Annotated in this window: 10 protein-coding genes; 9 read left to right on the plus strand and 1 reads right to left on the minus strand. The window is 69.9% G+C overall.

Going from position 1 to position 12,319, the window contains the following annotated elements; translation table 11 throughout:
• The first annotated feature begins 150 nt into the window (after positions 1-150).
• The 3 genes from OG758_RS37740 (at position 151) to rpsD (ending at position 3,245) form a co-directional block, all read left to right on the plus strand.
• Complete coding sequence (locus OG758_RS37740; protein WP_326713989.1) at positions 151-795, plus strand: vitamin K epoxide reductase family protein; 645 nt, start codon at positions 151-153, stop codon at positions 793-795.
• A gap of 69 nt (positions 796-864) precedes the next feature.
• Positions 865-2,250 carry a replication-associated recombination protein A gene (locus OG758_RS37745; RefSeq protein WP_326713990.1) on the plus strand — a complete coding sequence of 462 codons (1,386 nt, stop codon included), beginning with the start codon at positions 865-867 and terminating at the stop codon, positions 2,248-2,250.
• Positions 2,251-2,630: 380 nt separating this feature from the next.
• A complete protein-coding gene (rpsD, locus tag OG758_RS37750) occupies positions 2,631-3,245 on the plus strand; it encodes a 30S ribosomal protein S4 (protein WP_100597404.1) in 615 nt (204 codons plus the stop codon).
• A gap of 29 nt (positions 3,246-3,274) precedes the next feature.
• Here the strand turns inward: rpsD and OG758_RS37755 are convergent, their stop codons facing one another.
• Entirely contained in the window at positions 3,275-5,479 is a 2,205-nt protein-coding gene (locus tag OG758_RS37755) for an ATP-binding protein (RefSeq protein WP_326713991.1), read from the minus strand.
• A gap of 147 nt (positions 5,480-5,626) precedes the next feature.
• Between OG758_RS37755 and OG758_RS37760 the strand changes: the two genes are divergently transcribed.
• The 6 genes from OG758_RS37760 to OG758_RS37785 all read left to right on the plus strand — a co-directional run bounded on the left by OG758_RS37760 (position 5,627) and on the right by OG758_RS37785 (position 12,203).
• Positions 5,627-6,097 (plus strand): DUF948 domain-containing protein, encoded by a 471-nt coding sequence (locus tag OG758_RS37760; protein WP_116503394.1) that lies wholly within the window; start codon positions 5,627-5,629, stop codon positions 6,095-6,097.
• A gap of 7 nt (positions 6,098-6,104) precedes the next feature.
• Positions 6,105-6,464 carry a DUF6167 family protein gene (locus OG758_RS37765; protein ID WP_326713992.1) on the plus strand — a complete coding sequence of 120 codons (360 nt, stop codon included), beginning with the start codon at positions 6,105-6,107 and terminating at the stop codon, positions 6,462-6,464.
• Positions 6,464-9,133, plus strand: a complete 2,670-nt coding sequence (gene alaS / locus OG758_RS37770) for an alanine--tRNA ligase (protein ID WP_326713993.1) — start codon at positions 6,464-6,466, stop codon at positions 9,131-9,133. The genes OG758_RS37765 and alaS overlap by 1 nt, the downstream gene beginning before the upstream one ends.
• Entirely contained in the window at positions 9,133-9,597 is a 465-nt protein-coding gene (ruvX, locus tag OG758_RS37775; RefSeq protein WP_326713994.1) for a Holliday junction resolvase RuvX, read from the plus strand. Before alaS ends, ruvX begins: the two co-directional genes overlap by 1 nt.
• Before the next feature lie 123 nt (positions 9,598-9,720).
• Entirely contained in the window at positions 9,721-11,379 is a 1,659-nt protein-coding gene (gene mltG, locus OG758_RS37780; RefSeq protein ID WP_326713995.1) for an endolytic transglycosylase MltG, read from the plus strand.
• Positions 11,379-12,203: a shikimate dehydrogenase gene (locus OG758_RS37785; protein WP_326713996.1), complete on the plus strand. Its 825-nt coding sequence runs from the start codon at positions 11,379-11,381 to the stop codon at positions 12,201-12,203. Before mltG ends, OG758_RS37785 begins: the two co-directional genes overlap by 1 nt.
• The last annotated feature ends 116 nt before the right edge of the window (positions 12,204-12,319 follow it).

Consider the following 12,319-nt stretch of genomic DNA (forward strand, 5'->3'; position numbering starts at 1 on the left):
GTGTCGTCATGTCAGGGAGGGGCCCGTCGGAGCGAACGTTTCGCGACCGTCGGCTGTACATGCTTATGACCATCGAACGGTGGACACACAGGAGCGTGCGGCAGAATGAGGCTGCCAGCAGGCCACCACCCCAAGCGACGGAACGGCGTGATGAGCAAGACGACCACGGCAAGCGACAGCGCGTCCTCCACCGGCGACGACGGAGCGGGCGCTGCCCGCAGCGTCGGGGGTTCCCTGGGTTTCGCGCTGCTTCTGGTGATCACCGGTGCGGCGGGGCTGCTCGCGGCGTGGGTCATCACGATCGACAAGTTCAAGCTGCTCGAGGACCCGAACTTCACGCCGGGATGCAGCCTCAACCCCGTGGTGTCCTGCGGGAACATCATGAAGAGCGCCCAGGCGTCGGTGTTCGGGTTCCCGAACCCGATGCTGGGGCTCGCGGCCTATGCCGTCGTGATCTGTGTGGGGATGAGTCTGCTGGGGCGGGCGAGGTTCCCGCGCTGGTACTGGCTGACGTTCAACGCGGGCACGCTGTTCGGGGTCGGATTCTGCTCGTGGCTGCAGTTCCAGTCGCTGTACCGGATCAACTCGCTGTGCCTGTGGTGCTGTCTGGCGTGGGTCGCCACGATCGTCATGTTCTGGTACGTGACGTCGTTCAACGTGCGCAACGGGTTCCTGCCCGCGCCGTCCTGGCTGCGGTCGTTCTTCGGTGAGTTCACGTGGGTCGTGCCCGTGCTGCACGTCGGGATCATCGGGATGCTGATCCTGACGCGCTGGTGGGACTTCTGGACCAGCTGAGCCGCGGCCGGGGCCCCTGCTTCACGGGGCCGGGCGGGATTGTCAGTGGGGTGACATAGGGTTTTCGACGTGGAGCCCGACCTGTTCACCGCCGCAGCCGAAGACCGCCAGGAAAAGGACCCGTCCAGCAGCCCCCTGGCCGTTCGGATGCGCCCGCGCACCCTCGACGAAGTCGTCGGCCAGCAGCATCTGCTGAAGCCCGGCTCACCCCTGCGCCGCCTCGTGGGGGAGGGCGATCGAGCCCACGGCGGGTACAGCCCTGCCGGGCCCTCGTCGGTGATCCTCTGGGGCCCGCCCGGCATCGGCAAGACGACCCTCGCGTACGTCGTCTCCAAGGCCACGAACAAGCGCTTCGTGGAGCTCTCTGCGATCACCGCGGGCGTCAAGGAAGTGCGGGCCGTCATCGACGGCGCCCGCCGGGCACTGGGCGGCCACGGCAAGGAGACCGTCCTCTTCCTCGACGAGATCCACCGCTTCAGCAAGGCCCAGCAGGACTCCCTGCTGCCGGCCGTCGAGAACCGCTGGGTCACGCTGATCGCGGCGACCACCGAGAACCCGTACTTCTCGATCATCTCCCCGCTCCTGTCCCGCTCCCTGCTCCTCACCCTCGAATCCCTCACGGACGAAGACCTGCGTGCCCTGCTCCGGCGGGCACTCACCGAGGAGCGCGGCCTCGGCGGCGCGGTCACGCTGCCCGATGAGGCCGAGGGCCACCTGCTGCGCATCGCGGGCGGCGACGCGCGCCGGGCCCTCACTGCGCTGGAGGCGGGCGCGGGCTCGGCCCTCGCCAAGCAGGAGAAGGAGATCACCCTCCAGACGCTGGAGGAGTCGGTCGACCGCGCCGCGGTCAAGTACGACCGGGACGGCGACCAGCACTACGACGTCGCGAGCGCCCTGATCAAGTCCATCCGCGGCTCGGACGTGGACGCGGCCCTGCACTATCTGGCCCGCATGATCGAGGCCGGCGAGGACCCCCGCTTCATCGCCCGCCGCCTGATGATCTCCGCGAGCGAGGACATCGGCCTCGCCGACCCGACGGCGCTGCCCACGGCCGTCGCGGCCGCCCAGGCCGTCGCGATGATCGGCTTCCCGGAGGCGGCGCTCACCCTCAGCCACGCGACGATCGCCCTCGCCCTCGCCCCGAAGTCGAACTCCGCGACGACGGCGATCGGCGCCGCCATGGAGGACGTCCGCAAGGGCCTCGCGGGCCCCGTCCCGCCCCATCTGCGTGACGGCCACTACAAGGGCGCGGCCAAGCTCGGCCACGCGCAGGGATACGTGTATCCGCACGACGTCCCCGGAGGCATCGCCGCCCAGCAGTACGCGCCGGACGCGGTCAAGGGCAAGCGCTACTACCAGCCCACCCGGTACGGGGCGGAGGCCCGGTACGCGGACGTGGCGGAGCGCGTCCGCGAGCGCCTCACCGGGGAACGGCCGGGCGCGACGGACAGCTGACGCCCCGCGATACCCCGGGGGGTCGTGACCCCGGTCCGCAGCACTCCTCGCCACCCTGTAAACTTCCCGAAGCGCTGCGTCTCGCGTCCGGCCCCGGCCGGCACCACCAGAGCGGGACATGCAGCCGGAACCCCGACGCCGCAAGGCATGGGGATCCAGGAGCGTCGCGCACCGTCGATAGGTGTCGCGGGCAGCCCACCACCATCCCGGCCCCCGGGAAGCGGTCGGTGGGCCACTCGCGTGCTGCACGTATGTGCCCAGACCAGGGAGCGGCTGCCTGCCCCGTCCGCAAGGACAAGGCGGGTTTCCCCGGCTGCGGATGCGACCTCCCTTAACCCTGGTGAAGCCGTATCCACACAGAACAATGAGGTGTTTGGTTCATGACGAACCAGTCCCGCCCCAAGGTCAAGAAGTCGCGTGCCCTCGGTATCGCGCTGACCCCGAAGGCCGTCAAGTACTTCGAGGCCCGCCCCTACCCGCCGGGCGAGCACGGCCGCGGCCGCAAGCAGAACTCGGACTACAAGGTCCGTCTGCTCGAGAAGCAGCGTCTGCGCGCGCAGTACGACGTGTCCGAGCGCCAGCTCGTCCGCGCCTACGAGCGTGCCGCCAAGACGCAGCTCAAGACCGGTGAGGCCCTGGTCATCGAGCTGGAGCGTCGTCTCGACGCCCTGGTTCTGCGTTCGGGCATCGCCCGCACGATCTACCAGGCCCGCCAGATGGTCGTTCACGGCCACATCGAGGTCAACGGCGGCAAGGTCGACAAGCCGTCGTACCGTGTCCGTCCCGACGACGTCGTGATGGTCCGCGAGCGCAGCCGCGAGAAGCCGCTGTTCCAGGTCGCGCGTGAGGGTGGCTTCGCCCCCGACGGCGAGATCCCGCGTTACCTCCAGGTCAACCTGAAGGCCCTGGCCTTCCGTCTGGACCGTGACCCGAACCGCAAGGAAATCCCCGTGATCTGCGACGAGCAGCTCGTCGTCGAGTACTACGCCCGCTGATCATCCGGCGACGTAGCACTTCCTGCGTTTCAGCCCGTCGTCTCCCCGCCCTGCACGGTCGGGGAGGCGGCGGGTTCGCGCGTTTCCGGGGCCGGATGCGCGGTACGCGGTCCCGGCACCACAGCCGGCCGCGATGCGGTGTCCCGCCCGAGCGCCCGCTGAACAGCCTCCCCGGGCTCCAGGCGCGCCCCGGCCGCCACGAACGACTCGAACCGCGCGTCGCCGAGGATGGCCCGGGCGTCCGACGCACACCGCTCGTGCGGCGCGTTGTAGTGCGCCGAGCCGAACAGCGGCAGCCCCACGGACGGCCAGATCCGGCCCGCCGCGCCCTGGAGCAGCGCCGCCTCACCCGCGTCCCCCTCCGTCACGGTGACGAGCGCCAGCAGCTCGATCGTCAGGACCGTGCCTAGCAGGTCGTGGAACGTGTCCCCGATGACGAGGCACTCGCGCAGCAGCTGCCGCGCCCGCACCAGATCGCCCTTGGTCCACTCCGCGTACGCCAGGACATACAGCGCGTACGCCAGCGTCCACCGCTCGCCGTGGTCCTCGCAGACCAGCCGCACGTCCTCGCACAGCTCGACCGCCGCGGCCAGATCCCCCTGGAACGCCACGGCCATCGCCAGCTCGACCTGGCCCATCAGCACGCTGCTGTTCAGCTCACCGATCTCCCGGTACCCGGCCAGCGCCGTCCGCAGCAGCTCCTCGGCGCGCGGCAGATCGTCCGTGACCAGGGCCAGGCAGCCCCTGCGATGCACCGCGTACGCGACCGCAGTGGCGTCGCCGATACGGTCCGCCTCGTCGCGGCACTCCTGGAGTGCCGCGAGCGCGGGCACCGTGTCGCCCTGGAGGATCGCCACATAGCCGAGCACCCACAGGGCCTTCAGGCGGGACCGGGCGTAGTCGCCGTCCTCGGTCTCCGCGTCGAGCTCCACGCTGCGCTCCAGCCAGTGCCGCCCCTCCGACAGGTGGCCGCAGCCCGCCCAGTAGAACCACAGCGTGCCCGCGAGGTACTGCCCCAGATGCGTCTCGCCCGGCTCCGTCAGGCAGAACTCCAGCGCGGCCCGCAGATTCGGCAGCTCCGCCCCGATCTGCGCCGCCACCTGCGCCTGCCGCGGCGAGAACCAGTCGAGCTCGCACCACGTGGCGAGACCCATGTACCAGTCGCGGTGCCTGCGCCGCATGCGCGCGGTGTCGCCCGACACCTCCAGCCAGTCGGCGCCGTACGCCCTGACCGTGTCGAGCATCCGGTAGCGCACCACGGAGTCCGCCTCCTCGCGGATCATCACGGACTGCGCGATCAGCTCGGAGAGCACATCGAGGACCGCGTCGGCGTGCAGTCCGTCCCCGCTGCAGATGTACTCCGCCGCGTCCAGGTCGAACTGCCCGGAGAACACGGACAGCCGTGCCCACAGCAGCCGCTCCTGCGCCGTGCACAGCTCATGGCTCCAGCCGATCGCCGTCCGCAGCGTCTGATGCCGCGGCAGCGCGCCGCGCGTGCCGCCCGTCAGCAGTCTGAACCGGTCGTCGAGCCGGCCGAGCAGGTCCGCCGGTGACAGCGCCCGCAGCCGCCCCGCCGCCAGTTCCACCGCGAGCGGCAGACAGTCGAGCCGCTCGCACACCTCGACGACATCCGTCCGGTTCCCGTCGTCCAGGGCGAAGCCCGGCAGCAGTGCGGCGGCCCGGTCGGCGAAGAGGTCGGCCGCGTCCGCGGTGTCGAGCGGCGCCAGCGGGAAGATCCGTTCCCCTTCTACGGACAGGGGCCTGCGCCCCACCGCGAGGATCCGCAGATCGGGCGCCGCACCGAGCAGTTCGGTCACGAGCGAGGCGCACGCGTCGACGAGATGCTCGAACCCGTCGATGACGAGCAGGAGTTGGCGCTGCCCGAGATGGTCGAGGAGGACCTCGCGCTGCGGGCGGCTCGTGTGGTCGGTCAGTTCGAGGGCCGCGGCGAGCGCGTACTCGACCAGGTTCGGCTCGCGCACCGCGGCGAGGTCCACCCGCCGGACGGCGTCGCAGCCCAGGTACCCCGCGGCCAGGGCGGCCGCTCTCGCGGCGAAGCGGGACTTGCCGACTCCGCCGGCGCCGGTCACGGTGACCAGGCGAGCCGCCTCAAGAGCCCGCGTGAGCTCGGCGAGTTCGTCGGCCCGACCGACGAAGAGGTTGAGTTCGAGGGGGAGGTTGCCGGGCGGGGTGGAACCCTCGGGCCTGTCGGCAGGGCGCAGTTCGCGTCGCATCAGGTACGGAGCGTACTCATCCGTAAGCAGTCCGTACAATCGGTACGCGCAACCTCGCCCGCGGTGAGCGGTAATCCGGTACGGAGCGCGGACCCCGGCGCGATAGGCTCGGGGGACGACTTTTCGATGTTCAGGAAGCGGTGCTAAGTGTCCGGTGGAGAGGTGGCCGGGATCCTGGTGGCCGTCTTCTGGGCGATCCTGGTCTCCTTCCTCGCGGTGGCTCTGGCGAGGCTGGCCCAGACGCTCAGGGCGACCACCAAGCTCGTGGCGGATGTGACCGAGCAGGCGGTCCCGCTGCTCGCCGACGCCTCCGCGGCCGTGCGTTCCGCACAGACACAGATCGACCGGGTCGACGCCATCGCATCGGACGTCCAGGAAGTCACGTCGAACGCGTCGGCGCTGTCCTCCACCGTCGCCTCCACCTTCGGTGGCCCGCTCGTCAAGGTGGCCGCCTTCGGCTACGGCGTGCGCCGGGCGATCGGTCGCAAGTCCACGGGTGCCTCCGCAGCCGACGCGCCCGCCAAGCCGTCCCGCCGTACCGTGATCGTGGGCCGCACCGTCCCGTCGGCGCGGCGCAGCAAGCGGGCCACGCGGGACAACCCGAATAAGAGGGACTGACGCAGCGATGTTCCGCCGTACGTTCTGGTTCACCGCGGGCGCAGCCGCCGGCGTATGGGCCACCACCAAGGTCAACCGCAAGCTGAAGAAGCTGACGCCGGAGAGCCTCGCCGCGCAGGCCGCGAACAAGGCGGTCGAGGCGGGCCACCGCCTCAAGGACTTCGCCCTGGACGTCCGCGACGGCATGGCCGAGCGCGAGGCCGAACTCGACGACGCACTGGGCCTCAACGCCCCGGTGGACGCCGAACTCCCCGGGCAGCGCCGCTTCGCCGTCATCGAGAAGCACGTGAAGAACAACCACGTGAAGAACAACCCCAAGTACCTCGAGAACACGACGTACTCGTACAACCGGAATGAGGACCACTGATGGAGTCGGCTGAAATCCGCCGCCGCTGGCTGAGCTTCTTCGAGGAGCGTGGCCACAAGGTCGTGCCCTCGGCGTCGCTCATCGCGGACGACCCGACTCTGCTGCTGGTCAACGCGGGCATGGTCCCGTTCAAGCCGTACTTCCTCGGCGAGGTCAAGCCGCCCGCCCCGCGCGCCACATCGGTGCAGAAGTGCGTGCGCACGCCGGACATCGAAGAGGTCGGCAAGACGACCCGCCACGGCACGTTCTTCCAGATGTGCGGCAACTTCTCCTTCGGCGACTACTTCAAGGAAGGCGCCATCAAGTACGCCTGGGAGCTGCTCACCAGCTCCGTGGCGGACGGTGGTTACGGCCTCGACCCGGAGAAGCTCTGGATCACGGTCTACCTCGACGACGACGAGGCCGAGCGCATCTGGCACGACGTCGTCGGCGTGCCCAAGGAGCGCATCCAGCGCCTGGGCAAGAAGGACAACTTCTGGTCCATGGGCGTCCCCGGCCCCTGCGGCCCGTGTTCCGAGATCAACTACGACCGCGGCCCCGAGTTCGGTGTCGAGGGCGGCCCGGCCGTCAACGACGAGCGGTACGTGGAGATCTGGAACCTGGTCTTCATGCAGTACGAGCGCGGCGCCGGCATCGGCAAGGAGGACTTCGAGATCCTCGGCGACCTGCCGTCGCAGAACATCGACACGGGTCTCGGCCTCGAGCGTCTCGCCATGATCCTTCAGGGCGTACAGAACATGTACGAGACGGACACCCTGCGCGTCGTCATGGACAAGGCCACCGAACTCACCGGTGTCCGGTACGGCGAGAAGCACGGCACCGACGTCTCGATGCGCGTCGTCTCCGACCACATCCGCACGTCCGTGATGCTTATCGGCGACGGCGTGACCCCCGGCAACGAGGGCCGCGGTTACGTGCTGCGCCGCATCATGCGCCGCGCCATCCGCAACATGCGCCTCATGGGCGCCACCGGTCCGGTCGTCAAGGACCTCGTCGACGTCGTGATCGACACGATGGGCCGGCAGTACCCGGAGCTCATCACCGACCGCAAGCGCATCGAGACCGTCGCCCTCGCCGAAGAGGCCGCCTTCCTCAAGGCCCTCAAGGGCGGCACGAACATCCTCGACACCGCCGTCATCGACACCAAGGCCGCGGGCGGCACGGTCCTCGCGGGCGACAAGGCGTTCCTGCTCCACGACACCTGGGGCTTCCCGATCGACCTCACCCTGGAGATGGCCGCGGAGCAGGGCCTGTCCGTGGACGAGGACGGCTTCCGGCGCCTGATGAAGGAGCAGCGGGAGCGCGCCAAGGCCGACGCCCAGGCCAAGAAGACCGGCCACGCCAACGTCGGCGTCTACCGCGAGATCGCGGACGCCGCCGGCGCCACCGACTTCATCGGCTACACGTCGACCGACAGCGAGTCCACGATCGTCGGCCTGCTGGTCAACGGCGTCTCCTCCCCGGCCGCCTCCGAGGGCGACGAGGTCGAGGTCGTCCTCGACCGCACCCCCTTCTACGCCGAGGGCGGCGGCCAGATCGGTGACACCGGCCGCATCAAGCTGGACAACGGCGCGGTGATCGAGATCCGCGACTGCCAGAAGCCGGTCCCGGGCGTCTACGTCCACAAGGGCGTCGTCCAGGTCGGCGAGGTCACCATCGGCGCCCCGGCCCAGGCCGTCATCGACATCACGCGCCGCCGCTCCATCGCCCGCGCCCACTCTGCCACGCACCTCACGCACCAGGCGCTGCGCGACGCCCTCGGCCCGACGGCCGCCCAGGCCGGTTCCGAGAACCAGCCCGGCCGCTTCCGCTTCGACTTCGGTTCGCCGTCCGCCGTGCCCACGGCCGTGATGACGGACGTCGAGCAGAAGATCAACGAGGTCCTCTCGCGCGAACTCGACGTGCAGGCCGAGGTCATGTCGATCGACGACGCCAAGAAGCAGGGCGCCATCGCCGAGTTCGGCGAGAAGTACGGCGAGCGCGTCCGCGTCGTCACCATCGGCGACTTCTCCAAGGAGCTGTGCGGCGGCACGCACGTGCACAACACCGCCCAGCTGGGCCTGGTGAAGCTGCTCGGCGAGTCCTCCATCGGCTCGGGCGTGCGCCGTATCGAGGCCCTGGTCGGCGTCGACGCGTACAACTTCCTCGCCCGCGAGCACACGGTCGTCGCCCAGCTCCAGGAGCTGGTCAAGGGTCGCTCCGAGGAGCTGCCGGAGAAGGTCTCGGCGATGCTCGGCAAGCTGAAGGACGCCGAGAAGGAGATCGAGAAGTTCCGCGCGGAGAAGGTCCTCCAGGCCGCCGCCGGTCTTGCCGCGGGCGCCACCGACGTGCGCGGGGTCGCCCTGGTCACCGGCCAGGTCCCGGACGGCACCGGCGCCGACGACCTGCGCAGGCTGGTCCTCGACGTGCGCGGCCGCATCCAGGGCGGACGCCCTGCCGTGGTGGCCCTGTTCACGACGGTCAACGGCAAACCGCTGACGGTCATCGCCACGAACGAGGCCGCTCGTGAGCGCGGCCTGAAGGCCGGTGACCTGGTCCGCACGGCTGCCAAGACCCTCGGCGGCGGCGGTGGCGGCAAGCCTGACGTCGCCCAGGGCGGCGGCCAGAACCCGGCCGCCATCGGTGACGCCGTGGCCTCCGTCGAGCGACTCGTCGCGGAAACCGCCTGATGCGACGCGGCCGACGGCTCGCGATCGACGTCGGGGACGCCCGGATCGGGGTCGCCTCGTGCGACCCCGACGGGATCCTCGCCACCCCGGTGGAGACCGTGCCGGGACGCGATGTCCCGGCCGCCCACCGGCGGTTGCGGCAACTCGTGGAGGAGTACGAGCCGATCGAGGTCGTCGTCGGACTCCCTCGCTCCCTCAAGGGGGGCGAGGGGCCGGCCGCGGTCAAGGTCCGCGCGTTCGCCCAGGAGCTGGCCGACGGGATCGCCCCCGTCGGCGTGCGGCTCGTGGACGAGAGGATGACCACAGTGACGGCCAGCCAGGGGCTGCGCGCCTCGGGCGTGAAGTCCAAAAAGGGCCGGTCTGTCATCGACCAGGCGGCCGCGGTCATCATTCTCCAGCAGGCACTGGAGTCCGAACGGGCGTCAGGTAAAGCTCCGGGCGAGGGCGTCGAAGTGGGCACCTGATCGCGATACGGTAACGTTCCGCGCGACCGGCGGCGTTCGAACAGCTGCCGCACAGCATCAAGAGGCGGAACGGTTGCCCTGCCACCCAGACGCGGCCGCCGCCTCGCGGCTTGTAGGGGATCGATGACTGAGTATGGCCGGGGCCCTGGCTCCGAACCGTGGCACCCCGAGGACCCGCTGTACGGGGACCAGGGGTGGGGGCAGCAGGCCGCCGACGGCCAGCCTGCCTACGGCGGCCAGGGGCAGTACCACCCTCAGCAGCCGCAGCAGCAGCATCCTCAGTCCCACCAGCAGCCGCAGCAGTACGGCGGCGAGTGGGGCACCGGTCAGCACGACCAGTACGGCCAGCAGCAGTACGGCGGCCAACAGCCGTACGGCGGTCAGCCGCAGGGTGGCGGCTGGGACACCGGTCAGCACGGCCATGTCCCGTACAACGCCGACCCGGTGGACCCGTACGGCGGTCAGCAGCAGCCTGTCGCGTACGGCGGTGAGCAGCCGGATCTCTACGGCACCCCCGACGCGTACCCGCCGCCGGAGCCGCCCGGTCGGCGCGGGGCCGCCGCGGAGCCGGAGACGAACTGGGACCCGGGCCCCGACCAGGGTGAGCACGCGTTCTTCGCCGGTGGCGGCGATGACGACGGCGACGACTACGACGACCCGCGCGACCGGGGCAGCCGCCGCGGCCGGGGCGGCAAGAAGCCGAAGAAGCGGCGCAGCGGATGCGCCTGCCTGGTCCTCACTGTGATCTTCGTCGGCGGTGTCGGCGGTGTCGGCTATTTCGGCTATCAGTTCTATCAGAACCGTTTCGGATCGGCGCCGGATTACGCGGGGTCCGGAAATGGCGAACCCGTTTCCGTAGAAATTCCCCCGGATGCGGGCGGCTACGTCATCGGCCAGCGTCTGAAGGCCGCGGGCGTCATCAAGAGCGTGGACGCCTTCGTTGCGGCGCAGGAGCAGAATCCGCGGGGCAAGTTCATTCAGGACGGCGGATACAACCTCGAGAAGGAAATGTCGGCCGCAAGTGCGGTCGATATGATGCTCAGCCCGAGCAGCCGGAACAACCTGATCATCGCCGAGGGCCGCCGCAACGTGTGGGTCTACGAGCAGATCGACAAGCGGCTCGGCGTCGCCAAGGGGACCACGCAAGAGGTCGCGAAGAAGGACTACAAGGAGCTCGGACTGCCCTCCTGGGCCATGAACGAGCCGAATGTGAAGGACCCGCTGGAAGGGTTCCTCTACCCGTCCAGCTACGGCGTCGCCAAGGGCGGAAAGCCTGAGGCGGTCCTGAAGCAGATGGTGTCGCGGGCGACCGAGAAGTACGAGTCCTACGGCGTCGAGAAGAAGGCCAAGAGCCTTGGCCTCGACAGCCCGTGGCAGCTGATCACGGTGGCGAGCCTCGCGCAGGCCGAGGGCACGAGCCACGACGACTTCCGCAAGATGGCCGAGGTCGTCTACAACCGCCTCAAGCCCGGCAACGAGCAGACGAACGGAATGCTGGAGTTCGACTCCACATACAACTACGTCAAGAACCAGAGCAAGATCGACCTGAGTCTCACCGCGCTGCGCAAGTACGACAACCGCTACAACACGTATTACTACAAGGGCCTGCCGCCCGGGCCGATCGGAAACCCGGGTGAGGAAGCTCTGAAGGGCGCCGTCGACCCGACCAGTGACGGCTGGTACTACTTCATCTCGATGGACGGCAAGACCAGCGAGTTCACCAAGACGAACGAGGAACACCAGAAGCTGGTCGACAAGTGGAACGCGTCGAGGAAGAACTGATGTCAGCAATCAGAAGGGCGGCCGTACTCGGGTCGCCCATCGCCCACTCCCTTTCCCCGGTGCTGCACCGTGCCGCCTACGAGGAATTGGGCCTGGAGGACTGGTCCTACGACCGCTTCGAGGTCGACGAGGTGGCTCTGCCCGACTTCCTGGCCGGGCTCGGGCCCGAGTGGGCGGGCCTCTCGCTGACCATGCCGCTGAAGCGCGCGGTGATCCCGCTGCTCGACACGATCAGTGACACGGCCGCCTCCGTCGAGGCCGTCAACACCGTCGTCCTCACCGAGGACGGGCACAAGGTCGGCGACAACACCGACATCCCCGGCATGGTCGCCGCCCTCGCCGAGCGCGGCATCGACAAGGTCGAGTCCGCCGCGATCCTGGGCGCGGGCGCCACCGCCTCCTCCGCGCTCGCCGCCCTGTCGCGGATCTGCACCGGCGAGATCGTCGCGTACGTACGCAGCGACGCCCGTGCCGCCGAGATGCGGGAGTGGGGCGAGCGGCTCGACCTGGACGTGAAGATCGGGAAGTGGTCGGACGCGGCGCGTGCCTTCACCGCGCCGCTGGTCGTCGCCACGACGCCCGCCGGGACCACGGACGCCCTCGCCGCCGACATCCCCGAACGGCCCGGCACCCTCTTCGACGTCCTCTACGACCCCTGGCCGACACAGCTCGCGGCCCGCTGGTCCGGGTACGGCGGAGCGGTCGTCAGCGGGCTCGACCTGCTGGTGCACCAGGCCGTCCTCCAGGTCGAGCAGATGACGGGGCGCGCCCCGGCGCCGCTCGGTGCGATGCGCCGGGCGGGGGAGCGGGCGCTCGCCGGCTGACCCGGGCCGTGTCCGTCCCGGCGTCCGTCTGATGGACCGGGGGCCGGGTCGGGTGCGCGGACGTGGGAGGATCGGGGGTGGCGGGCCAGGGCCGCGCACCCGGCCGCGCCATCGCA

Origin of the sequence: Streptomyces sp. NBC_01474, from assembly GCF_035918215.1 — a bacterium.
Lineage (GTDB): Bacteria > Actinomycetota > Actinomycetes > Streptomycetales > Streptomycetaceae > Streptomyces > Streptomyces aureus.